Annotated in this window: 18 protein-coding genes and 1 tRNA gene; 8 read left to right on the top strand and 11 right to left on the bottom strand. The window is 41.0% G+C overall.

Annotated features, from left to right (window positions below):
* Positions 1–172: 172 nt before the first annotated feature.
* On the top strand, positions 173–931 hold the full coding sequence (locus D1367_RS20645) for a YebC/PmpR family DNA-binding transcriptional regulator (protein ID WP_118168029.1): 759 nt from the start codon (positions 173–175) through the stop codon (positions 929–931).
* 529 nt (positions 932–1,460) lie between these two features.
* Positions 1,461–2,717: an FAD-dependent hydroxylase gene (locus D1367_RS20640; RefSeq protein ID WP_118168028.1), complete on the top strand. Its 1,257-nt coding sequence runs from the start codon at positions 1,461–1,463 to the stop codon at positions 2,715–2,717.
* Positions 2,718–2,727: 10 nt separating this feature from the next.
* Here the strand turns inward: D1367_RS20640 and D1367_RS20635 are convergent, their stop codons facing one another.
* Complete coding sequence (locus D1367_RS20635; protein WP_118168027.1) at positions 2,728–3,348, bottom strand: Uma2 family endonuclease; 621 nt, start codon at positions 3,346–3,348, stop codon at positions 2,728–2,730.
* A gap of 193 nt (positions 3,349–3,541) precedes the next feature.
* Here D1367_RS20635 and D1367_RS20630 point away from each other — a divergent pair, with 193 nt between their 5' ends.
* The 4 genes from D1367_RS20630 (at position 3,542) to D1367_RS20620 (ending at position 7,560) form a co-directional block, all read left to right on the top strand.
* Entirely contained in the window at positions 3,542–3,730 is a 189-nt protein-coding gene (locus D1367_RS20630; RefSeq protein ID WP_181984904.1) for a hypothetical protein, read from the top strand.
* A gap of 197 nt (positions 3,731–3,927) precedes the next feature.
* Positions 3,928–6,123, top strand: coding sequence for a lytic transglycosylase domain-containing protein (locus D1367_RS20625; RefSeq protein ID WP_118168026.1), 2,196 nt, complete (start codon positions 3,928–3,930; stop codon positions 6,121–6,123).
* Positions 6,124–6,482: 359 nt separating this feature from the next.
* Positions 6,483–6,623 (top strand): hypothetical protein, encoded by a 141-nt coding sequence (locus D1367_RS31055; protein ID WP_181984903.1) that lies wholly within the window; start codon positions 6,483–6,485, stop codon positions 6,621–6,623.
* A gap of 652 nt (positions 6,624–7,275) precedes the next feature.
* Entirely contained in the window at positions 7,276–7,560 is a 285-nt protein-coding gene (locus tag D1367_RS20620; RefSeq protein WP_118168025.1) for a DUF427 domain-containing protein, read from the top strand.
* A gap of 252 nt (positions 7,561–7,812) precedes the next feature.
* Here the strand turns inward: D1367_RS20620 and D1367_RS20615 are convergent, their stop codons facing one another.
* Positions 7,813–8,856, bottom strand: coding sequence for a right-handed parallel beta-helix repeat-containing protein (locus D1367_RS20615; RefSeq protein WP_118168024.1), 1,044 nt, complete (start codon positions 8,854–8,856; stop codon positions 7,813–7,815).
* A gap of 768 nt (positions 8,857–9,624) precedes the next feature.
* The gene (locus D1367_RS20610; RefSeq protein ID WP_118168023.1) at positions 9,625–12,651 is read right to left on the bottom strand and encodes a hybrid sensor histidine kinase/response regulator; all 3,027 of its coding nucleotides are present in this window, start codon (positions 12,649–12,651) and stop codon (positions 9,625–9,627) included.
* On the opposite strand from D1367_RS20610, the gene D1367_RS31050 reads away from it, so the two are divergent.
* Positions 12,650–12,847, top strand: a complete 198-nt coding sequence (locus D1367_RS31050; protein WP_118168022.1) for a hypothetical protein — start codon at positions 12,650–12,652, stop codon at positions 12,845–12,847. The two genes, D1367_RS20610 and D1367_RS31050, sit on opposite strands and share 2 nt — an antisense overlap.
* Here the strand turns inward: D1367_RS31050 and D1367_RS20600 are convergent.
* The 6 genes from D1367_RS20600 to D1367_RS20570 form a co-directional block, all read right to left on the bottom strand.
* Positions 12,840–15,665: a methyl-accepting chemotaxis protein gene (locus D1367_RS20600; protein ID WP_118168021.1), complete on the bottom strand. Its 2,826-nt coding sequence runs from the start codon at positions 15,663–15,665 to the stop codon at positions 12,840–12,842. The genes D1367_RS31050 and D1367_RS20600 overlap by 8 nt on opposite strands.
* A 60-nt stretch (positions 15,666–15,725) precedes the next feature.
* Positions 15,726–16,223, bottom strand: coding sequence for a chemotaxis protein CheW (locus D1367_RS20595; protein WP_118168020.1), 498 nt, complete (start codon positions 16,221–16,223; stop codon positions 15,726–15,728).
* Positions 16,224–16,227: 4 nt separating this feature from the next.
* Positions 16,228–16,605, bottom strand: a complete 378-nt coding sequence (locus D1367_RS20590) for a response regulator transcription factor (protein ID WP_069071198.1) — start codon at positions 16,603–16,605, stop codon at positions 16,228–16,230.
* 192 nt (positions 16,606–16,797) lie between these two features.
* On the bottom strand, positions 16,798–17,865 hold the full coding sequence (locus D1367_RS20585; protein ID WP_118168019.1) for a response regulator: 1,068 nt from the start codon (positions 17,863–17,865) through the stop codon (positions 16,798–16,800).
* A 933-nt stretch (positions 17,866–18,798) separates the two neighbouring features.
* Positions 18,799–20,268 carry a PQQ-dependent sugar dehydrogenase gene (locus D1367_RS20580; protein WP_118168018.1) on the bottom strand — a complete coding sequence of 490 codons (1,470 nt, stop codon included), beginning with the start codon at positions 20,266–20,268 and terminating at the stop codon, positions 18,799–18,801.
* A gap of 406 nt (positions 20,269–20,674) precedes the next feature.
* Entirely contained in the window at positions 20,675–22,090 is a 1,416-nt protein-coding gene (locus D1367_RS20570; protein ID WP_118168016.1) for an RNA-guided endonuclease InsQ/TnpB family protein, read from the bottom strand.
* A 79-nt stretch (positions 22,091–22,169) separates the two neighbouring features.
* Between D1367_RS20570 and tnpA the strand changes: the two genes are divergently transcribed.
* Entirely contained in the window at positions 22,170–22,574 is a 405-nt protein-coding gene (tnpA, locus tag D1367_RS20565; protein WP_118168015.1) for an IS200/IS605 family transposase, read from the top strand.
* A gap of 599 nt (positions 22,575–23,173) precedes the next feature.
* Here the strand turns inward: tnpA and D1367_RS20560 are convergent.
* Together D1367_RS20560 and alr are read right to left on the bottom strand one after the other, a co-directional pair.
* Positions 23,174–23,255 (bottom strand) — tRNA-Leu (locus tag D1367_RS20560).
* Between the two features lie 283 nt (positions 23,256–23,538).
* Positions 23,539–24,726, bottom strand: a complete 1,188-nt coding sequence (alr, locus tag D1367_RS20555) for an alanine racemase (RefSeq protein ID WP_118168014.1) — start codon at positions 24,724–24,726, stop codon at positions 23,539–23,541.
* Positions 24,727–24,782 lie beyond the last annotated feature (56 nt).

The raw sequence follows: 24,782 nt of genomic DNA, 5'->3' as shown, positions 1-24,782 counted from the left end.
AAGTTTTGGGTCGGGGTCTAAATCCCCCGAAGTTTTGTGGACGGAAACCGTCCCCACAACAGCACTCAACTCTTAGAGACGCAGCGCGTTCGTCACAAAACTTAATTACGAATTACGAATTACGAATTACGAATTATTTTAATCTTAAATAGAGTTTTGATAATTTCAGATTATGGCAGGACATAGTAAATGGGCAAATATTAAGCGCCAAAAAGCGGTAGTAGATGCAAAAAGGGGAAAAACCTTTACTCAGTTATCGCGGGCGATTATTGTTGCGGCTAGAAGCGGTGTACCAGATCCGGCGCTGAATTTTCAACTTCGCACGGCAATTGACAAGGCAAAGGCAGCGAGTATTCCCAATGATAATATTGAACGAGCGATCGCTAAAGGTGCAGGCACGAATGGCGGCGATAATGCTACCTTTGAAGCGATTCGCTACGAAGGTTATGGCCCTGGTGGTGTAGCAATTTTAATCGAAGCCCTCACAGATAATCGCAATCGTACTGCTGCTGACTTGCGTGTAGCTTTTAGTAAAAATGGTGGCAATCTTGGTGAAGTAGGTTGCGTTAGCTGGATGTTTGACCAAAAAGGCGTTTGTGTAGTGCAGGGTGTGGTTGATGAAGAACAGCTTTTAGAAGCATCCCTTGAAGGCGGTGCTGAGTCTTATGAGATGACTGAAGATGAGATAGCTGAGGTTTTTACTGACATTGGCAATTTAGAAACCCTTAACCAGACACTCAAAAATCAAGGCTTTAAAGTAACTGATGCCGAATTGCGCTGGATTCCTAGTAATAGTGTAGAAGTTACCGATCCAGATCAGGCGCGATCGCTTTTCAAGTTAATTGATACTCTAGAAGCCTTGGATGATGTGCAAAATGTCACAGCTAACTTTGAAATATCAGAAGAATTGATCGCTCTGAGCATTTCTTAATTAAAATTCACATTGTAATTGGAAATGCCACCACAGGCATGATGCTAAAAACATAACTCATATAGGACTCATATTTGATTTTTGAACAAAACTCAGTACACCTTTATTCTTTGTTCCCAGTCCCCAGTCCCCAGTCCCCAGTCCCTTACCTCTACAAGTGATTCAGAAATCAAATCGGATTGCTATAGGAATCATATTTGATTTCTGAAAATATTTCAGTAGGGTGTGTTATGCCGTAGGCTAACGCACCATCCGAAGATTCTGGTGCGTTACGGAAGCCGTAACACACCCTACATATACTTAGATTTTTTCATAAATCAAATACTAGTCCTATATAAATAATTACTATTAGTTGTAAAAGTTTCTAGTAGCTTTGTAATAAAGTTTAGTGTTGGTTTCTCCGAAAGTATAATTGTATTATTTAACCCTGCTGAAATCCCTACCAATCAGCAGGTTTTTTTAATTAACTTGCTCATGAGAGCGCGATCGCGTCAAAATAAGAGTTAAGACGCTGTAACTTAACTTAACAATGACCATAACGCAGCTTGAGCAAATTTCCCCTCAACCTACACCGCCAAACTTGCGGGGATATGAATATGATTTGGTAATTGTCGGCGGTGGGATTGTTGGGTTAACTCTAGCCTCTGCTTTAAAAGATTCTGGCTTGAGTGTCTTGCTGATTGAAGCGAAAGTGACATCAGCATCTGTAGCTAAAGGGCAAGCTTATGCAGTTCATCAGCTTTCGGCGCGAATTTACCAAGGAATTGGAGTTTGGGACAAAATGTTGCCTCAAATAGCCAAATATTGCCGAGTTCGTCTTTCTGATGCCGATTATCCCAATGTAGTGGAATTTACCACAAATGATATAGATACAGCAGAATTGGGTTATGTGGCGGAACACCAAGCGCTGTTGCAGCCTTTGCAGGAGTTTGTCGAAGGTTGTACAAATGTGACTTATCTGTGTCCGGCTGAAGTGGTAAATACGCAATACCAGAAAGATATAGTAGCGATAGATATTAAAGTTGCCGATCAGTTATACACAGTCAAGAGCAAATTACTGATAGCAGCAGATGGGGCGCGATCGCCAATTCGTCAAGCTGCTGGGATCAAAACCTCTGGCTGGAAATATTGGCAGTCTTGCATCGTGGCATTTGTCAAACCAGAAAAGCCGCACAACAACACCGCTTACGAAAGATTTTGGTCTAGCGGCCCCTTTGCGATTTTACCTTTACCGGGGAACCGTTGCCGCATTGTGTGGACAGCCCCCCATGAAGAAGCAAAAGCTTTATGTGCTTTAGATGATGAGCAATTTTTAACAGAACTTACCCGTCGCTATGGCGATCAGATGGGGAAATTGGAATTACTAGGCGATCGCTTTGTATTCCAGGTACAACTCATGCAAAGCGATCGCTATGTTCTCCCCCGACTGGCATTAATCGGTGATGCGGCGCACAATTGCCATCCTGTGGGCGGACAAGGTTTAAATCTGGGGATTCGGGATGCAGCAGCTTTGGCGCAAGTAATCCAAACAGCGCACCAAGCGGGTAAAGATATTGGCGACATTCAAATTCTTAAAGGTTACGAACGCTGGCGCAAGCTAGAGAATCTGACAATTTTAGGTTTCACCGATTTATTAGATCGGATGTTTTCTAATAACTTCTTACCTGTGGTACTGGTGCGTCGCCTGGGTTTATGGTTTTTGCAGCGAGTCCCAGTCTTAAAAGTGTTTATGCTGAAGTTAATGATCGGTTTGAAGGGACGGACTCCAGAATTAGCAAAACGATAACGCTTAAAGGCTACAGCACAGCAACTTGAAAAATCTGATTTGGGGTGAGATTCAATTCAGGAAAAGTTTGGGAGATAATGCGATCGCTATCTCGAAACTTACTAATTTGATATTCCTCATCAACCAAGTTACACACGGTGATTGTCGGTTGTTTAGGATTGCCGATAAAATTACGTCCACCCAAGGCAGCATAATCGACAATCCAGTATTCTGGGATACCCATCTCTTCATAGTCAGCATATTTTAAATAGTAATCGTCCCGCCAGTTAGTTGATACAACCTCAATTGCCAAAGGGATCGATGCACCCAAACTAACGGTAGATTGTTTTTTCCATAATTTTTCGTTTTCCAGATTTGCACGATCTAGCACCAACACATCTGGTAAATAACCAGAATCTTTTTCAGCAGGTCTAACTATAACTTGGTTGGGCATGAAGTAGGGGAGGTCTAATCGGTCAAATTCAACTGTTACTTTTCTTGCTAAAAAACCCTTTACTTCCTCGTGTTCCCCTACTGGTTGCGCCATTTCAACAATTTCTCCTTTATGTAGTTCGTAGCGGACTCGTCGATTTTCGGGTAGCCAATCGACGAATTCCTCAAAGGTTACTAGCTTGGGTATGGCTTGAGTCATGACTTTTGAGAGTTATGGCTTTGGAAATATTATCTCTAATTTAGGCGACTGCGGACAGCTTTTTCACCGGATCTGGAAAACCTCTCTCTAAATCTCTCTCCTAAGAGGAGAGAGACTTTGAAATTTCCCCCTTCCCGGATCGGGAAGGGGGTTAGGTATTTCGTGGCTTTTCCACATAATGTGAAAAGTCAGATTGCGGACAGCTTTTTCACCACGCTTAAAAACGCGCTTATATCGGCGACTCCATTTGTTATTTCGGCGATCGCATTTGCTATATCGGCGATCGCATTTGCTATATCGGCGATCGCATTTGCTATATCGGCGACTCCATTTGTTATTTCGGCGATCGCATTTGCTATATCGGCTGGGAAAAATTGCTTAACTGAACTGTTATTATATACCGAAATATAGATGTAATAGTATCTAATATGTGCTATTTACTCATTACTATCAACGGTAGGATTGAAAATTAGTATTTTTCTACATAAAATTAAAAATCTAAAATTAAAAATTGGTAACACTGATGGTTAAGAGTGTTAGAGTTTCAAGAAATTCATCGGAACTTTTCAGCCGGTATTCATGCTGAAGAAACTACAAAAAAAGCAAATTTCGATAATTGCGGGTGCGGCACTGTTTGCCTTTTTAGCTGGGGCAATGGTATCAGCACCTCAGATTGGCAAGTCTCTGGGAAAATGGCTCAAACTGAGTCAAAATCAAACAGAGCAAACATCAGAGGGTAGCATTGCTCAATCAGCCGTCTTTCCACTGATATCACAATCGCTACCAGAACGGGCGGCTAAACTAGCAGAGATTGCCGGACAGTCGCCTTCGCTAGACCGAAATCGCGCTCGTTATCTTTTGGCGAGTGATTACGTTGAAAGAACCCAAGCGCAAAAAGCGCTGGTTTTACTAGACGGGCTAGATAAAGACTATCCTATCCTCGCGCCATATATTCTGCTAAAACAGGCGCAGGCACAGGCCATTCTGGGTGAGGACGGCAAAGCCTCGGATCTCAGACAAAGTGTGCTGAAACTGTATCCCAAAGAAGCGGCCACAGTGAAAGCACTATATCTGATTGCCCAACCAAAGCAACAAGAAATAGCGATCGCTCAATTTCCTTCCAACCCTCTGACTTGGGAAATTATTCGCAAACGCTTGCAAGAAAATCCCAATCAGCCACAATTACAATTGATTTTGGCTAAATATGCCTATGACCAACCTGGCATAGTGGGCGTTTTGGATCAGCTAGTAAAACAGCCTACCCTGAAACCCGAAGACTGGGAACTCATTGGTACAAGCTATTGGGAAAATAGTCAATTTCTCAAAGCCGCGAATGCTTATGCCAAAGCACCCAAAACATCGCGTAACCTCTATCGTACCGCACGGGGGTTACAGGTAGGCGGCAAAGATAAAGAAAAAGCGATCGCTACCTATAAACAACTAGTGCAGCAATTTCCCAATAACGAGGAAGCTGGAACTGCACTACTACGATTAGCAGAAACAGCAAAAACAGGTAAAGACGGCTTACCCTATCTTGAGCAGGTAATTAGTAAATTTCCCAAACAAGCTAGTATTGCACTAGTACAAAAAGCCAAAACTCTCCAAGCGCTCAATAATCAAAAGTCAGCTAGCCAGACGTGGCAATTACTCATAGGCAAATACGCTAATTCTGATGAAGCGGCAGAGTATCGCTGGAAAATCGCGCAAGGTAAAGCCAATGCCAAAGATTATGTCGGTGCTTGGCAATGGGCAGAACCAATTGTTACCAACAACCCTAATAGTATTTTGGCTCCAAGAGCAGGCTTTTGGGTAGGGAAATGGGCAGCTTCACTAGGAAAACAGCAAGAATCTCGAACTGCTTATGAGTATGTGATTAGCCAGTTTCCCTACTCTTATTATGCATGGCGAGCCGCGACGATGCTGGGGCTGAATGTTGGCAACTTTGACAACGTGCGCGTCATGAACCCAGAAGTAATCACACCCCAGCGTCCAGTACCGCCTGCTGGTTCTGAGACTTTCAAAGAATTATATCTGCTAGGTCAAGACCGCGATGCCTGGTTACAATGGCAGACAGAATTTCAGAATAAAATTCAGCCAACTGTAGCAGAGCAATTTACTGAAGGTTTGATCCGACTGGCAAGGGGAGAAAATCTCATTGGAATTGACAAAATTTCTAAATTGGAAGACCGGGAAACACCAGCAGAAATTGCCCAATATCAGGCTTTGAGCAAACAAATCAGCTACTGGCAAGCGCGTTATCCATTTCCCTATCTGCGGGAAATTGAAAAGTGGTCTATTGAGCGTAAACTTAATCCTCTGCTAGTAACTGCTTTGATGCGTCAAGAGTCACGGTTTGAACCAAAAATTAAATCTGTCGCTGATGCTACTGGCTTAATGCAGGTGTTGCCGAGTACAGCTAAATGGATCGCCCCACAAATCAAGGTGGATTTCAAAACCATAAGTCTAGAAAATCCCAACGATAATATCATGCTGGGTACATGGTATTTGGGTCATACCCACGATCAATATAACAATAACTCAATGTTAGCGATCGCCAGTTACAATGCCGGCCCCGGTAATGTCTCCAAATGGCTGCAAACTCTAACTACACCAGATCCAGATGAGTTTGTTGAACAAATTCCCTTTGATGAAACCAAAAATTATGTGCGGCAAGTATTTGGCAACTACTGGAATTATTTGAGACTTTACAACCCTGAGATTTCTGGCATAGTGGCAAAGTACTCAACTACACACCCAAAATTGCCTGCACAGTGATTTCGCCCAATCGGGAGCAAGTAAGATACGTTAGTTTGATTGAAAAAGTAAAGGTTCAAAACCGTACTGCGTCCCGCTACGCTAACGCCCGAAGTCAAGCGAAAAAATCCTTGTATTCTCTTGGTAGGTTGAAACCCCACCCCTAGTGTCGGGCTTAGTTTAATTGCGAATGGGCGAAAAAGCAAATTGCGAATTGATTTTATTCCTCTCTCCCCGCCTTGAACCAAAGATAAGACTTAGACGCAAAGCACAAACCCGGAGAATCTGAAACTCCGGGCTTGTCGCCAAATATGGCACTCAAAAGTTTTAGGGACTTCCAAGTAAAAAAATATTCCATTGCTATTGTTCACTGTTGACCGTTGACGGTTCACGAGTTTTCAGTCAACAGTCAACAGTCAACGACTTTAATGTGGAATAATTTATTTTTTGGAGTTCCCTTAGTACAGCGATCGCTTTTTATCCAATACGGTTCAGTTAAGGAGAATTGTAGGTTGGGTTGAGGAACGAAACCCAACATTTACAGTGGTTTGTTGGGTAACACTAAAGTTCAACTCAACCTACGCAGTTTATGGTTTTTGACGCTAACTGAACCGTATTGGCTTTTTATCACCTATTTACTTCTTTTTCCCCCCTTTATAAGGGGGGTAATTCAACTTGTGTATACACGGTAGCCAATATATCGGAGAGGGATTGAGGGTGAGGTAAACCTGTATGTTATAGCGGTTATCGATTGGATGAGAACACCAAAGTCCTTGCTGTCAAATCATTCCAGCATTTTTTTTGTATCTCACTGAACTGCACACCGCTATATTTAATTCTTATTCTTAACTTTGATTCATCTGTACTTATACCAATTCAATTAATGATTGCAACACATCCTTGGGTAAAGACGCGATGAATCGCGTCTCTACAAATGGTCTATTTGTCGCATTGTTTTTTCAAATTGGTTTTAGCTACCTGTATCATTACCATTGATCATTGATGTAATTTTTATTTTTTAGGCTTAACCGAGCAGTATTGCGACTCGACCGCATTAACATAACCTTGATCGTTCAAAACTTGTGCTGGTAACTTATTAGCCTTGATAGCAGCCTATAAAATAAGCTGATCGTGTCAAAATGTTAAGTGTATAGTTTATTTGCAAACTCACTTATGCCGAAAGCAATTTGGAATGGCGCAGTTTTAGCCGAAAGTGATAATACCGTAGTTGTGGAAAATAACCATTATTTCCCTGCTGACACCATTAACAAGGAGTATTTCACAGACAGTAATACCCACACTACTTGTCCTTGGAAAGGTGTTGCTAGCTACTACAGTATTGAAGTTGATGGACAAACCAACAAAGATGCTGCTTGGTATTATCCCAGCGCCAAGGAGAAAGCTAAGAATATTGAGGGTTATGTGGCATTTTGGAAAGGTGTAAAAGTTGAGGCTTAATAAAGGTTCCTGGAAGTATTTTAGTTTCAGGGAATTGATATTATGTCCCAATACGGTTCAGTTAAGGATTTTTGGTACTAATTTTAGACCTGTAGAGACGCGAAATTTCGCGTCTTTACCAAGGTTTTTGGGCTTAACTGAACTGTATTGTATTATGTCCGACTAATTGCCCATAAAATAATTAGCCCGCTCAGGCTTATGTCTGCGCGGGCTAATTATTTAAACTATTTGCGGATTGATTTTAATACTTAATTATATCTTCGCCTTGCGAAACGCTCCAAAATTTCTCTTCGCTAGCCAAGCCAGACTAGCAGCAAGTATACTACCAGCGATCGCACTTGGTTCGGGTACTCTTGTCAGTAAAAGGGTACCGGTTGTAAGAGTAATGTTCCCTCCTGCTCCTGAAGTAATGTTACCACCAGCGATCGCGCTTGGTTCATTGGGTGGTGCGACTATGAAACCATTAGAGGCGTTGACACTTATGTTGCCTCCTAAACCATCGCTGATTGACCCAGAATTGCTGTTGACGGTGGCACCATCTCTTATGAAAAGGCTACCGGTTGTAACAGTTATACTGCCTCCTGCTCCTGAATTAATGTTACCACCAGCGATCGCACTTGGTTCGAGTACTCTTGTCGGTAAAACGCCACTGCCTATAATAGTTATAGCCTCACTGGCTCTAACAGTTAAAGTGCCTGCTACTCCTGAATTAATGTTACCACCAGCGATCGCACTTGGTTCGGCAGGTAGTCCGACTATAAAACCAGAGTTGATACTTATGGTGCCTCCTGCACTGATATTCACATTGTCGCCGCTGATGGTGCTATTGATAAGTGTTAAGTCCCCACCATTAATATCTATATTCAGATTGTCGCCGTTGATGGTGCTATTAATAAACGTTAGGTTACTAGAATTGTAAGCGTTGATATTACCAGCGATCGCTAGCCCAGAAAATGTAACATCGGCGGCGTTAATGTCAAACACGGGGAAGTGATTATTGCCACTGATGGTAAGTAAGTTAGCACCTGGGCCATTAATAGTTAGGTTTTTAGCAATCGCAAGTGCCCCACTTGTTAGGCTAATTGCACTAGGATGACTTCCCAATAAGAACTCTACTACGTCATTGTTATTTGCAATGTTGATGGTGTCTCGCAACGAGCCAACGCCACTATCATTGAGATTGTTAACCGTTAAGGTAGCAGCTTGGGCTGATTCCACTTGCATTATTACCCAACCCAGAGCAACGGCTGTAGAAATAGCTTGAGCGACAGCCTTTTTTCTATTGTTTTTTGTCACCTAAAACTCCTTGTATTAATTTGTCAAAAAATAAAAAAAGCCACTTGTACAATTACATAGATACATCATAATGTTTAAATTTAATTTGCAAAGCGGGTTTTGATAATCTAAATAAGCTCTGGTAACAAAACAACTTCATTGATAAACTTTACTTAAGCGTTGTTAACGATCGCATAAGCGTTGCTATAGATAGACAAGCGTTCTGAACGAAACAACTTCATTGATAAGCTTTGCTTAAGTTTTGGTGACAAAAACATAAGCGTTCTGAACAAAACAAGTTGTGTTGTGAACAAACAGACAAACGTTCTGAACGAAACAAGTTGTGTTGTGAACGAACACACAAGCATTCTGAACGAAACAAGTTGTGTTGTGAACGAACAGACAAACGTTCTGAACGAAACAAGTTGTGTTGTGAACGAACACACAAGCATTCTGAACGAAACAAATAGTATCACGAAAAAGCTAGGCGATTATTAGTGATATAAATCAACACAGGTCAGATAAGACCAAAACAATTGTAGAGACGGCGATTTATCGCGTCTCAAAAACCCAAGCGTATTGTGATATAAATCAGTCTTTTAACCCACGGAGGTGGGTTTTCTCTGTGTAGCCGCGATTTCTAATCGCCGGGTTACTAATACCAATTCAATTAATGATTGCAACACATCCTTGGATAAAGACGCGATGAATCGCGTCTCTACAAATGGCGATGAATCGCGTCTCTACAAATGGTCTGTTTGTTGTATTCTTGTTTCAAATTATGAATTATCAATTAGACGCTGCTTTTTCTCCCACATTACGAATTATTTCCTCCAGCGTTTGGAGTAAGTCTTGCTCGTTATAAGGTTTAGAAAAGTAAGCTTTAGCACCCAATTGCATAGCTAGTTGTCGATGTTTATTACTACTACGAGAAGTCAGCATCGCAACTGGAATATTTTTTGTATCAACATCTGAATTTATTTTACCCAAAAAACCATAACCATCTAGGCGAGCCATTTCAATATCACAAATTACCGCCTCAACTCTCAATCCCTTATGGAGTTTTTCTAAGGCATCTTGACCGTCTTTAGCTTGCTCTACTTGATACCCTCCTTTTTCAAGGGTAAGCGCTAAAAAGCGACGAACATTAATCGAGTCATCTACGATCAAAATTGTGCCTTTTTGCTTAATAGAGGCTGCTGATACTTTGTTTTCATCAAATATTAAGAACGGTGTCTTTAACCTTGCTGATGGTAATTGATTACCTTTGGGAGTCTGCCGATTTGTAGCAATCCAATATAGCAACTCATTAATATTAACTAGTGGCACTACTCGACCATCACCGAGAATTGTGCAGTTGCTGAAACCTTCAGGTAAAGGTATATTTCCCTCGACTTGGCGAATCGCAACTTCTTGTTCACCCCAGCAACGGTCTATTTGGATTGCGACTGGCTGATTATTACCTTTGACTACTAAGACGCTGTTAGCATTAATTGCTGCCGGAGTTTCTAATTCTGAGCGATCGTAGCGCAGACAATTAAACTCTAAATATTGATTCAGGCGAATCAGTGGTAACATATTTCCTTGCCAATTTAGAACTTCGCTACCTGCCATTTGAAAAACTCGCTCGTCTTGGAGTAAGGATATTTCTGAAATAACATCTGTAGGAAATGCCAATAGCATTTTGTTGATTTCTACCAGCAGAACTCGCGCCACGGAAAGGGTAAATGGTACTGATAAGGTGAAGGTAGTACCAACTCCTGGTTCGGTATCAACTTTCACATCTCCTCGAATCAATTTGAGGTTGTTACGAACCACATCCATACCGACACCGCGACCAGATAATGCTGTAACTTGTTCGGAGGTGGTGAAACCTGGTTCAAAAATTAGTGATAATAGTTCTTCATCACTAGCATTAGCGAGTAAAGAAGCATCCAATCCCATAGCTAAGGCGCGGGTGCGAATTTTCTCCAGAGAAATACCCCAACCATCATCACGGATAGTAATCAGGGTGCGATTGCTGCGGTGACTAGCTGTAATTTCAATCAATCCTTGTTCTGGTTTACCCAGAAGGCGGCGAGTGCTAGAGTCTTCGATACCATGATCGAAAGCGTTTCTTACCAGATGCATTAAAGGTTCGTTTAATGCTTCTAAAATGCTGCGTTCAATTAAAGTGTTGCCACCTTCAATTTTTAACTGGACATTTTTCCCATACTCTACATTTAAATCGCGCAAGGCTCTAGGAAAACGTTCAATTAAATCAGACAGTGGCCGCATTCGGATGTGATTTAGCTTTGTTTGTAACTGTTTGGATGTTTTGTTCAGTTTCCGAGCAATTTGGTCTGTATCATCTACACTGAGTTGAACGTCAGTTGTTACTTCCTGTACCTGAACAATGGTTTCCATAACTTCCTGCGATCGCAGGTTTAAATCGTTATAGCGATTCATTTCTAAAGTATCAAATTCTCTCTCTATGCCTTGTGTTTGTTGGCTATCTTCAGCTTGCGATCGCACCCCACTCGACATTCCCGATTGAGTGGAAATTTTGTCATAAGCTATCCGTAATTCCTGATTTTCGCGGTCGAGAACTTGGACTCGCTGGTTTAAGTTGCGAACTAGTTTGCGTAATCTTTCTAGTTGCGAGTTTAACCCATTTCGTTGGACAATCAGTTCGCCAAATAAATCATTAATTTGCTCTAGTTGTTTACTGGGAACTCGGACGCTATTTTCATGAGTTTCCCGCTCTTTAGCAACGCCATGCTCTCCTTTACCTTCGCCATATCTGGCATCTGGAGGATTATTTTCTTTAGAAAATATTGTATTATGCTCAGTGACATTGACAGCATTAACATCATCGGCAAATTCTGCATCTACAAATGTAAAATTAGCAGCGATACCTGCGGCCGACTGCGCCAACGCTTCATGATTAGTCCAATTTTCTCTAGTATTTTCTAGTGGCCAAATAGATGTTGACACTACTTCTGTGTCTGTGGCAATATGTGATATTATTTTTGCTGGTAATAGTGGCTGGGATTGCTTATAACTACCATCAAGTTCTGTAGGCAAGTTATCTAGTTGATTTGTCAGTATCAAAGCTTGCGATCGCCGCCATGCAAGCAATGCTAACTGGGCAATTTCAGGAATGCCCGAACTACTAACAGTTTCCAATTGCTGCGTTACTGACTCACAAAGCTTGGTAAAAGCTGCCAACTGGAGCATTTCACCCAAACCGCCCAATTCAGCAGCCATGATCACAACTTCTTCATGCAATCCTGGCTGTTCGCTATCTGCCAATATAGATTCTAGGCGTTGCAAACACCCTTCTACTTCTGTGCTAAATAGCAAAGGGATAACGTCTTGACCATCTTCTGGCGATAGCATGGTTGAGGCATCTTCAGGGGTAGGATCACCCAAGCGATCGTGCAACTCATCAAAAATTGGGTAACAAAAGGTTCCTAACCACGCATCTTCGACAACATTTCCTTGTGCAAGCAATTCTACAATCTGACGCAGCCAGTCAACTCCAGATAGCAATAAACTTTGCAACTGAGTATCAATTTCGAGAGAATTTTTTTTAGTTTTTAAAACTTTAAAAGAATCCTCCAGACGATGAGCTAAATGACTTAGAGATTTAAATCCCATCATCCCCGCGCCACCTTTAATAGAATGAGCCGCCCGCAGTGCAGCATTGATTTTATCTAAATCGATGCGGTTACTAGTATCGATTTCCAGTAATACCCCTTCTAAGGTATTCAAGTAATCAGTTGCTTCTTCCAGAAACTGCATCTGGATTTCTAGTTCTTTGTCTTGTAACATGGTTTTTGTTAATAGTCATTGGGCATTGGGCACTTGTACTGAGCTTGTCCTGAGCGTAGCCGTTCGCGGTAGCGTCTCCGAAGGAGAAGGGCGAAGTCGTAAAGCCTGCGGCATAGCTACGCTTAAGGCGCAGCCTCTCCAAGAGTTGTATTGGGCATTGGGCATTAGTAAAATGACAAATGACAAACTTAACTAACCTTGAAAGCCTCGACAGTCTCTTGTAACTGATGGGAAATCTCTACAGTTTGTTGCAGAGATTTGGAAACTTGGCGAGAAGAATCGCTGGTGCGTTGTGATATAGCAGCGATATCTTTCATCAATTGGCTAACACTTTGCGATGTTTCAACCTGAGATGCAGTTGCAGTGGAAATCGACTGCACTAAGGAGTCAATTTCACGCGATACATCCAAAATTTCACTCAGACTTTGTTTAGCCTCCTCCACAATTCGAGTTCCTTCTACCACTTGGCTAGTGCCTATTTCCATCGCTAGTACCACTTCACTGGTTTCTCGTTGGATGTTTTCAACAATTTGTTCAATTTCTTGAGTTGCTGCGGCACTCCTAACTGCTAGTTCGCCGACTTCTTCCGCCACTACGGCAAAACCTTGACCTTCTTCACCTGCGCGTGCTGCTTCAATACCGGCGTTAATGGCTAGTAAGTTAGTTTGAATAGCGATTTGGTTAATCAAGGAAACCACGCGAGAAATTTGTTGCGAAGATTCTCCCAAACGTTTCACTTTCTTAGCAGTTTCACCCACAGTTTTCCGCAAAGACAGGATGTTTTGTACTGTTAAATCCATCGCGCGTCCACTCTTAGTAGCGATGTGAGCCGCATGATTGGCAACGAAAGCAGCTTTTTCGGCGCTTTCGGCTACACCTTTCATAGATAGGGTCATTTGGTCAACAGCATCAAGGGTGCGGTTGATTTCGGCAGCTTGGGTGAGTGCTTCCTCTGCTAAGTGGCGGATGGCTCCTTCGTTAGAGCCAATAGCAGTATTAACGTGGGTAGCAGCTTGTTGAACTTGGGTAACAATATCCCGGAGGCTTTCTACAATGGAGTTAAAAAAGTCGGCAACAGTACCTATTTCTCCAGCCGTCACGTCTGCACGTACTGTCAAGTCGCCTCTGGCTGCACCTTCTACATTATTGAGCAGTTCTAAAAGTTGCTGTTGCAGTGTTTCTTGTTGATGCGGTTCGTCGTCAGAACCGATTACTACAAAATTCCTAGATTGTATTTCTTCTAATAACTTGGCTTGTTCTAAGGCATAGCCGATTTGAGTTGCTATCTGTTGAAATAAGTCAATTTCCGGCTGTTGCCAAACACGAGGAGTTTCGCACTGATGAGCAATTAATAAGGATAAAAGCTGTCCTTGGGCAAGAATTGGTACGATCAAATTACCTTTGACAGCAAATTTTTCCAAAAGTTGGATGTAACCGACGGCATTTTTTAAGCTTTGGTCTTGATGAATGTTTGCAATTGCTTGCACCTGTCCATACTGATCGGTTTCTACATAACGTTGCCGAAAATAAGGATCGTCAATTTTCACTCCGAGCATTTCCGGCCAATTATCAGTTACCGATTCAGCAACAACAACGCCATTCCCAGTATTTTGATTTAGACTATAAATAATTACTCGGTCTGTTTTTAGCGATCGCTGAACTTCTTTTACTGCTGTATGATAAATATCTTCAGTTTTGAGACTTCTCCGCATTCGCAGGGTAATATCTGTTAGTAATTTTGCCCCTTCAACGTCCAGTTCTTGTTCTTTAACTAAAACCTGCAATTGTTCAGCCATAAGGTTAATATTTGCACTTAATACCCCTAATTCGTCTTCTCTTTCGATTTCCAGACGGGTATTAAATTTACCTTGACCAAGCTTTGCTAATGCCGCAGTCGCATTTAAAATTGGCTGTGTAGTAAGTTTAGCTAACCGAGATGCGATCGCAGCTACAATCAATGCTGTAACTGCTGTGCCAATGGTTATAATCCACAACAATTGTCTTTGCGGCTCAAATACAATTGCTGTGTCTGTGGATAAAAGTACTTGCCAGTTTAAATCTGGTAAGCCATCTAACTTACTGGCTGGTACGTAGCTGACTAGTTCTTCTTTTTTGTAAGTTTTGGGAACTTCTATAAAACTATCTACCTTATTGGCTGCTACCAGTTTAGGTAAACTAGAATACTCTCCCTTTGCCTCTTTCCCTAATAATTCCTTTTGTGGACTCAAGAAAACTGTTCCCGAAGCATCGAGTAAATGGTATTGTTGCCCATTGACTACGTAGTTTTTGATGACTTCCTCTAAAGATTTTACGGGCATCCGCGCTCTTACCACACCAATGGTTTGGCCCGTCCTTGTCTGTTTCACAGGTGCAGCTATATAAATATTCACTACACCAGTATTTTTTGCTGCTTCCGGTTTACTGATGACAGGAGTATCTTTTTGTAAAGTATCTTGAAAATAGCTACGGTCTTTTTGGTTGTCTAGGGGTTCGCCTGTGGATTGGACAATCAAGTTACCTTGGCGATTAAAAACAGCAATACTGTCATAAACTTTGTAGGCTTCGACAACTCGATCTAAAATTGCTTGTTTATCTTGAGTGGTGATACTTACACTAGCTTGGGGACTTGTCAAAAAAAGTAAACTTGATATTACTTGAATATCTCCGTAGCGTCCCAACATGAAACGGTTAACTTTATCACTTAAGCCAATGGACTGGGCTTGTTGAGATTGGGTAATTTGCTTAGTAATCGATTTGTTGGCAAAGCTAAAAGCGATCGCGCCGATGCCTAATACTGGTATTGTAGCGATCGCGATCGCTAAAATAGTCGCTTTCTTAGCCAATCCGAGTTTTGTAAAAGAGGCGATCGCCTGATTTAATAAAGAATTATTAGCCGTTTCATTAGTAGTCTTAGCTGGTAGTTTTATGACACTACCATTTATTTTTTGAGATGAAATCAGCGATGCTCGATTTTGAGCGCCACTACCTTGATTCGCGTTGGTTTTATTAAACATAAAAGTAATTCTCCTAACTATGTGAATAAGAACACTAAAAATCCTTTTTAGTAATACATCTTAATCACTACGGAGAATAGAAGACTGCACAATTGCTTGAGCATCTAATACCAGTAATATTTCTTCTTGTTGTACAACGCACCCACATAAATAAGGAACTAAACTGGATGCCACTTGTCCTATAGGAGAATGAATATCATCAGGGATGAACTTAGTAGTACCTTTTATTTCTTGCACAACTAAACCTAACACCAATGATTCCACTTGGATAACGATCGCACTGTATTGTCGCAGTCGATAATCTAGGGATTCCAAATTAAGCATTCTTGGCAAATCAACAACCCAAATTATCCGACTTCGCCAATTCATCAATCCTAATATACAGGAGGACATATTAGGCATTGAAGTTACAGATTCAATCGGTACAAGAATTGCTTCTTGGGTATGTTTCATTGATAAAACAGCAGGAGTCTGTTGATTTAGCTGAAACTTCAGATAACCCTCGGCTAAATTATTTTGGGTTTCTTTTGAAGGAAGTGTAATGTTTATACTAGTCATTGATTCAAATTACCACTGATTTAATAGTACGTAGCAGATGTTCGCGGGTGTAAGGCTTAGTTATGTAAGCATCTGCACCTTGTCTCATCGCCCATAAACGGTCAATTTCTTGATTTTTGGAACTACAGACTACAATTGGCACTTTTGCAGTAATCGGATTTCTTCTCAGAGAACGACACAATTCAAATCCGCTCATTTCTGGCATTACTACATCAGTAACAATCGCATCTGGTTTTTCTAGCACAGCTTTTTCTAAACCCTCTTTTGCACCACTTGCTTTAATTACGTTGTAACCACTCTCTTTCAGATAATGGCTCATCAATTCCAATTCACTGGGAGAATCTTCTACAATCAGAATTGTGCCAAGTAAAGTCAGACTCACTATTAAATCTCCTAAAAAAATAACTTAAGGTGATTAAATTTGGTTATATAGCAGTCCTAAATCATTTGTGAAAATTATATATCTCTTTCTTCTTTCTTCTCTTTGCGTCCTTGGCGTTCTTGGCGGTTCGTTTCCTTATCTATATTTTTCACGACTCATTTAGGATTGCTATAGCTATTGCTTCTTACTAAATTAACCAAGATGTTTGAAAACCATTTTTAGCAATTCTGATTGTGTAAAAGGCTTAGTCAAATATCCTGATGATCTGACTATTTTCGCCTTTGCCCTGTCAATGAATCCTGTTCTACCAGTTACCATAATAATAGGCGTATGTTTAAAAGCTGAATGTTTCCGTAATAAGGAACATAGCTCGTAGCCATCTAAACTTGGCATCTCAACATCTAGCAAAATCAGGTCGGGTTTACTCCGAAGAATTTGCATTAAAGCCTTTACAGGATCGTTGATCATCACCACTGTAAATGTGTTTTCATCCAAGAAGTGTTTAATGGAATTCAAAACTGTTTGGCTGTCGTCAATGCAGGCAATTGTATATAGTTTTTTACCAGTAGGTAGCTGAGTAGTTTTCTTATTTTCAGCAATATCAAAATTGATTGGTAAGGAGAACTTTTGCCCAAGTTTTATTTGCACTTGTGGCTGAACTTGAGACGGTTGTATTTTAGACAAAACTTGGGAACCCCCACCAGCCGGAATTGATGACTGGATATTTTGCCGATTTCGTAATTGCTTTTGACAGTGTTCAACAAGTAATCGCAAATCCAGGCGACAGAACTTTGGTAATTCATCCAAAGAGTTTTCTGGGCTGAATTCATAGCTACCTTCTTTTAAACATAGAAATGATTCCAGTACTTCCTTTGCTAATTCGTCTATCAGGCTTGCTGCTTGCACAGAAGTAATATAATCCTGATTTACTAACCAACAAATAGCTTGGTAATCTGCATTTGGTATTGATTGGTGTTCATTCTTCGTCTCAAACATCAGCCGCATCTGCAAACGAGCGGCGCTGTTAAGAGCAGGAATTTGCTGGCTCAAGCGCCGCAAGTGACTGTCAAGCCGCTCAAACAGTTTATCTGAATAGGAGGCATAAGTAAGTTTACCGTCCTCTAGATAAATTGACCAAGAAACTATTCCAGTAAATATGTTTAAGCACCCTGTAACACGCCGACTGGTTAATTGTGCCAACAGAGATAGCGGATGTAGTTTCTGGAACAACTTGTAACTACCTATAGGAGTTGTGCTCATTTTGCTTTTACTTCAGCTATATTCGATACGTGTAAGCTAAATTCGTACAGAGTTATTCCATGATTGAGATCAAGTAAAAAGCATCAAACTTTTGGATTTTCAAGTACATCAGCTTATTTCTAGATTTAGTGGCGAAACTCAACGAAAACAGCATCATTTTGAAATGATCAAATCTCAGTAAATCCGTAAATTATTATTAATTGACTTACTGTTACTGAGATTTACAGACATCTTTGGACAATTAAGACATAAAAATGTCAAGACTAGATGAAGTCACTTTCCATTGAGTAACCCCAATCTGACCACAGGAATAATACTGATTTTGTAGATAGTGATATATTTGAACTTCTGTATTTACACTGAAGTGAACTCTATTTTTTAAGGAGATAGGACTAGATGAAGCCACTTTGTATCGAGTAACCTCAACTTAACCACAGTAATAATACTGATTTATTGATAGTAGTAAATTGATTTTTTATATGTTTTAGTTTCATGAACAGAGATATAGCAATACGGTTCGGTTAGGGTTTTTTGATGAAAATTCTAAATCACAAAGACGCGATAAATCGCCGTTTGTACAATAATTAATCCTTTGTCTTGACGGCGATTTATCGCGTCTTTTGGCTTAACCGAACCGTATTGAGAGATATAGGACTTACGCAAAATATCTCTTAAACTCTCAATTCTCCATGTCGCGCCAGTTGCTAAAGAGCGGGAACGCTAAGAGCGTAGCAAGATCCCCGTAGGGGTACAAGTCTCTTAACCGCAAGGGCGCACTGGCAACTCTATTGCCTCTGCGGTAGCCTGCGGCAAGCTTTCCGGGTTCGGGTGACGCTCGTTCGCCCTTGGCGTTGTTCTCTGCGAGACGCTGCGCGTTGGGGGAAGCCTCTCGTAGAGATAGCGGTTCGTTCCCTTATTTTTATTTTTCACAACTCATTTAGGATTGCTATATGGAGAACGAACAATTTTTCTTACCTTACCATCGCTCTTAGAGGTTACATAAATTTCCCCCTGTTCGTCTACCCCAAATCTCACGTCAGAACGTTTACTACCAATGATTTCTAGAAAAGAACCTTCTTTTTGACCATCAAAAAGTCTAAGTTCTTTAATCTTTGCCTGTTTACCATTAACAAGTTCATCTACAGGTACATGAAAAAAACGTCCATCGTTGCCAAAGTCAGCAAAAATATACTGACCTACTAATTCAGGAATGGCTTTACCTCTATAAACATAACCGCCTGCGATCGCAACCGCATAAGAACCTTGCCTATCAGTAGGTTTATCATGGTCATATTGAGCAACTGGATATGTATAACCATACTTGGCATCATCTTGAGGTAAAGGAAATAAAACATTCTGATTCTTTTCATCTATCACCCACCTTCCCTCACGATTCCCCCATCCGTAGTTAGCGCCTTTTCTCCCAAGATTGATTTCTTCAATCAAAGCTTGACCAATATCAACAATTAACATCTTGCCTTGGCCACCTGTATCCCAACTAAAACGATGGGGATTACGTAACCCATAAGCCCAAATTTCCCCTAAAGTTTTACGGTTGTTATCCTGAGCAAAAGGATTATCTTTAGGGATGCCGTACTTACCGTTAGCGCTGTTCCTACCAAAAGGATCTATACGCAGAATTTTTCCTAGAGGTGTACTCAAGTCTTGTCCATTATCTAGAGGATCTGTATTGCTGACAGGAAAGCCGTCACTTCCTCCGTCTGCTGTAGCAATGTACAACATTCCATAATCAACATCTCTAGGTTTAGCATTAGGATTAAAGCCCAATTGCCCGATATTATGGTCTGGATATGGCTGTTCAATCCGCAGAATTTCTCGAAAAGTTCCAGAAAAACTATTAGCAGCAGGATTAGTAGTTTTCCATTCTAGAACTACGTCCTGGTGAGAACTTTTTATGATTTTACCTGCCCTATCAATAATTATTTTTCTCACAGGAAAATCAGGAATGGAGTTATTTTTGTTTTCACTGTGTACAGTATAAAAAATTCCATTTTGCCTAAATTCTGGATGGAAAGCGAAATAAGAGAAACCTTGTTGAGTGCTTTTATCATTAAAGCCTAAAGATAGCAATCGCTGTAAATCCATGTAAACTGAGGCTTGATTATTATTAATTACATAGAGTTTGCCACGCATATCATTGACGAATAACCTGCCGCTACCATCACCTGTATTGGCTAACAGATTCAATCTTGCGATTCTCTCTTGACTTGGCGCTATAACGCTTTTGGGTATTTGCACAACTTCTTGTATACCTACGGAAATCTGTGATTTTTCAATCTTTTCAGGAATGGGGTCTGTAATTTGAGCCGAAGAAATATTAGAAAAGACTAAGTTGAAAAGCAAGGCTATGCAGATACCAATTGAAAGGTATAATTTTTTCATGATTCAGTTATTAATAGGTTTTAGTTTATCTATAGCGGTTCCCATTCAAATGAGGTACAAAATTATATCGCAAGGTGTAGGGGCACGGCAGTGCCGTGCCCCTACGAGTGTACGTCACTAGTCCGGGAAACGCTATAATCTAGATTTATTAAGAATATAAAACTAGCCTCAATTCCCACAACTGTGGGAATCAGTATTATCTTGATGAGTATTTTGTATCCTTGTCAATCAGTAAACCTTTTTAGCTTGACTAATACTAATGGACTAGTAGCTAAAGTAACAAACTATGGCGTAATTATTACAGACTTAAGAGTTCCGGATCGTCGGAGTAAATTAGACGATATAGTATTGGAATTCGATACTCTAGAGGCTTTTGACACTCTCCGACCTGAAGGTGCGGAGATTCTTAAGACTTCACAATCTTAATATCCTGATTGCTCAGGTTCCCAAACTCACCACGTTTGCTCATGGAGCGTGGTAATATCTTTTGGGCGTTTAGCTGTCGAGCAGCAAGTTTCGCAGAGTCCCCGCGTACTATCTCAAAACCTCTATCCCTGATTGTCTTGGCTGCACCTATGTCAGCGTGTTCGTGATCCCCGCACTGGGTGCAGATGAACTTCTCACCATCACGATTAGACTTATCAACATGCTTACATTTTCTGCATTCTTGGGATGAGTGTTTGGGGTTAATTTTAATTACGACCTTTCCAAGCTTTGCAGCGAGATACTGAATCTTTAAAATCAACTCACCCCAGCTTGCATCAGAGATAGCGCGATTTAATCCTTTTTTTCTAGATTGTCCGTTTTTGAGAAATCTACCAGTTTTTTCGTCAACTTTAATTTTACATCGCCTCATCATTCCCGAAACATTGAGGTCTTCTAACGCAATAGCATCAACCTTTCTAGAAACTATCTTATTAGCAACATGCCACTGGTAAGCTGTTCTTTTGTCTACAGTTTTCTTATGAAAACGTCCTAAATTATTGGCTGCTTTTTTACGGTTTTTACTGCCTTTAACTTTTTTGCTAACTCTCCTTTGTCTAATCTTTAAAGTCCGTTTAGATTTCTTGTTGGTTGAAAACTTAGGATTATCGATTTGATGCCTGTCTGACAAATGGACAAGTTTTGTTATCCCCAGGTCGCAACCAAGAATAGAATTAACTTCATCCAATGGTTTTGATGCATAGCTAGGTATAGCTTTGTCCTCAATCCGAATTGAGACATACCAACCATCCTGACGTTTTCTAACTGTCGCAGCTTTGATAGTAAATCCATTCGGTATTAAGCGGGAATTAAAAAACCGCATCCATCCTAACTTAGGAAGATAGATTTTACTGCTTTGAACTTTAACACCCATCTGGAATGTGAAAGAGGTAAAGTTACTGCGGTTCTTAAACTTGGGGAATCCCCTACCCTCAAAGAAGTTTTTGTAAGCAGTGTCCAAACGTTTTACATTTTGCTGTAACACCGTAGAGTCGATTTCAGCAAACCAAGGTCTAGCTTTCTTCAAATCTGGCAACGCTGTTATTTGGATATCTCCAGCACTGCGCCGTGGATTTTTATCCTTACCATCTTTGCCCACTTTGACATCCTTCCAAGGCTCTCCGCTTGCACCATTTTTGCTAACGAAACAAGTAAGTGGACACGCCTCCGATCTAGTCCTGATGTCACAATATTCACCCTGGATGAACTGTTGATTGTATTGGGCTATTCTATCGGCTAAACTCCAGTTGTAAGTAGAACGAAGCATATCCAACCAACTACTCAATTTAGTTGACTGAGTAATGTTAGGACGAAGCTTGTAAACGTAATTTGTCAGCAAATACTATCACCCCCTTGTTGATTGATTAAGTCAAATATACACTATATATAGACAAAACACAATCACTAATTAGGGAAGTATGGGAAGTTTTTCTCCAGACGAGTACAGACACGAAGGTAATGCAATATCACTACTCAACTATCATTTTGTTTTTATACCCAAGCGCAGAAAGAAGGTATTGATAGGTGGAGTAGCAGAAAGGTTGCAGCAAATTATTTGTGAAGTTTGCATTGAAAATAGGTGGAAAATTGTTGCAATGGAAATCATGCCTGACCACGTTCACTTGTTTTTGAACGTGAAACCAACAGATAACCCATCCCAAATCATGAATAGAATTAAAGGACGGGCTTCTCATCACTTAAGAAAAGAGTTTCCAGAATTGCTTAAACTTCCAACTCTATGGACACCAAGCTATTTCGTTTCAACTGCTGGAAATATTTCTACAAAAAATGTAATAGAGTATATTGCACACCAAAAAGGTTAGGTCGGAACACCGTGAACGGTGCTGCTAGCCTTCATCCCCTGCCTGAAGTACCAGATACGGTGCTTACGCACCTGTCTCTCAGGGGTTTTCGGCATTTCCCTTATAAGTAGTCGGACAAAAATATTTACAGTCATTGCGAGCGTTCGCGCAGCGTCTCGTAGAGAAGCGAAGCAATCCCAGCCCTTGCGATTGCTTCATTCCGCTTCGCTTCATTCGCAATGACATTGTGTAATTAATTCTGTCTGACTACTTAAACAGGTTAATCGCTATTCATATTTTGGTGCGATCGCTAGGCGAGTTGCCAACGGTATTGCCAATGGCAAGTTTACTCATAAAAGTAGATATCTAAGAGGATGTTTATTGATCGCGTGATTAAGGGACTTCCAAGTAAAAAAATATTCCATTGCTATTGTTCACTGTTGACCGTTGACGGTTCATGAGTTTTCAGCCAACAGTCAACGACTTTAAGTGGAATAATTTATTTTTGGAGTTCCCTAAGGTGTTTGTCTCAATGGCAATTATCTGTCACCGACGAAAAACAATTAGTCACTGGACAGTATAACTACCAGCCTAGATAAGGCAATTCAATTTATTAAAAATGCGGATGAAAGGACTTGAACCTTCACTCCTTTCGGAACTAGAACCTAAATCTAGCGCGTCTGCCAATTTCGCCACATCCGCATCAGTTTACTATCATACCATAAGAAATTATTTTTGGGAATAGGAAGTAAAGAAGGGAATAGGCTACAGGTTACAGGGTATAGATTATTCCCTATAACCTCTCACCTGTTTACCTCTGCCCTAATCCCAATGCCCATACCCAATTAAGTAAGTCGGTGCGAATAAATCGAACTATGTGAAGTAATGTAAAATTATTGTAATTAAGTTTGTAGTAAGGACTTTAGTCCTTCTTTTAGGACTAAAGTCCTTACTACAAACATGCAAATTATTTACGTCGTTTTACTTACATGACCGCAACACGAGGGAGACGATGCTTAAAGCCACAAAGAATTTCCCAAGAAATAGTGTTTAGTTGTTCTGCCCAATCGTCTGCTGAAATCTTTTCTTTTCCCTGTTCCCCTAGCAAGGTGACTACTTCCCCTTCTTGGATATTAGGTATAGCACTCACATCCAGCATCAACTGATCCATTGTAATTGTCCCAATTTGCGAAACTCGCTGACCGCGAATTAACACCTGCATTTTGTTGGAAAGATTGCGAGGCACACCGTCAGCGTAGCCAATTCCTACGACGGCAAGGCAAAGTTCACGCGGGGCAATAAATTTATGCCCGTAACTAACAGCTGTTCCTGCGGCAATTGTTTTAACTTGGGTGACTCTTGTCTTAAGTTGCAAAACAGGCTTGAGATCGATCGCATTTTGTAAATGGGTTGCTGGGTAGAGTCCGTAAACTGCTAAACCTACTCGCACAATGTCGTAATGCAATGCCGGATTTGTCAGTGCGGCGGCTGAGTTTGCCAAGTGCAAGCAGGGTGGCTCAATTCCCATTGCTTTGATTTGAGCGATCGCTTCCTCAAATCGTCTATGCTGTTCTTCCATTGCCGTAGTATCAGGATCATCTGCTGTTGCCAAATGAGAATAAATACTGGCAATAGATAGATGTGGTAAGCGCTGCACTAATTGCACAAATTCACCAGCTTGCTGCCAATTAGTTCCCAATCTAGACATTCCCGTGTCTAATTTAATGTGTACGGGCACTGGGGAACCATAATTCATAGATTCTAAAGTGTCAGAAAATACCAAAGCTTGTTTAGGGCTACAGAGTGTGGGCTGAAGTTTCCAATGTGCGATCGCGTGAATCTGCTCTGGTGTATGAGTTGCCCCTAAAATCAAAATGGGCGCTTGAATTCCGCCTTCTCGCAATTGAATAGCTTCTGGAACTGTAGCGACTCCCAGCCAACTCGCTCCCGATTCGATGGCAGTTTCGGCGACTGTTACCGCTCCATGCCCATAAGCATCAGCTTTTACTACTGCCATCAACTCAGTATGCGGCGATAAAAACTGTACTAATTGCTTTACATTGTACGACAATGCCCCTAAGTCAATTTCTACCCAGGCTCGTTGCGAAAACCACGCGTATGTGTCGCACTGCTGATTGGGAACTACACCAGGGATTTGTTTGCGACTTAACATTTGTACTGACTCCTATCCCACCACGGCTAAACTTCCAAGTTATCTATATACGCTTA

The organism is Nostoc sphaeroides (assembly GCF_003443655.1).
GTDB lineage: Bacteria > Cyanobacteriota > Cyanobacteriia > Cyanobacteriales > Nostocaceae > Nostoc > Nostoc sphaeroides.
This window is presented reverse-complemented; position numbering and strand designations above follow the sequence as displayed.

Bases quoted from the DNA above. Each gene is read 5' to 3' on its own strand.
- D1367_RS20580 (WP_118168018.1), bottom strand. From the start codon at position 20,268: ATGAAAAAATTATACCTTTCAATTGGTATCTGCATAGCCTTGCTTTTC.
- D1367_RS20620 (WP_118168025.1), top strand. From the start codon at position 7,276: ATGCCGAAAGCAATTTGGAATGGCGCAGTTTTAGCCGAAAGTGATAAT.
- D1367_RS20600 (WP_118168021.1), bottom strand. From the start codon at position 15,665: ATGTTTAATAAAACCAACGCGAATCAAGGTAGTGGCGCTCAAAATCGA.
- tnpA (WP_118168015.1), top strand. From the start codon at position 22,170: ATGGGAAGTTTTTCTCCAGACGAGTACAGACACGAAGGTAATGCAATA.
- D1367_RS20645 (WP_118168029.1), top strand. From the start codon at position 173: ATGGCAGGACATAGTAAATGGGCAAATATTAAGCGCCAAAAAGCGGTA.
- D1367_RS20585 (WP_118168019.1), bottom strand. From the start codon at position 17,865: ATGAGCACAACTCCTATAGGTAGTTACAAGTTGTTCCAGAAACTACAT.
- D1367_RS20595 (WP_118168020.1), bottom strand. From the start codon at position 16,223: ATGACTAGTATAAACATTACACTTCCTTCAAAAGAAACCCAAAATAAT.
- D1367_RS20610 (WP_118168023.1), bottom strand. From the start codon at position 12,651: ATGTTACAAGACAAAGAACTAGAAATCCAGATGCAGTTTCTGGAAGAA.
- D1367_RS20635 (WP_118168027.1), bottom strand. From the start codon at position 3,348: ATGACTCAAGCCATACCCAAGCTAGTAACCTTTGAGGAATTCGTCGAT.
- D1367_RS20640 (WP_118168028.1), top strand. From the start codon at position 1,461: ATGACCATAACGCAGCTTGAGCAAATTTCCCCTCAACCTACACCGCCA.
- D1367_RS31050 (WP_118168022.1), top strand. From the start codon at position 12,650: ATGGTTTTTGTTAATAGTCATTGGGCATTGGGCACTTGTACTGAGCTT.
- D1367_RS20625 (WP_118168026.1), top strand. From the start codon at position 3,928: ATGCTGAAGAAACTACAAAAAAAGCAAATTTCGATAATTGCGGGTGCG.
- alr (WP_118168014.1), bottom strand. From the start codon at position 24,726: ATGTTAAGTCGCAAACAAATCCCTGGTGTAGTTCCCAATCAGCAGTGC.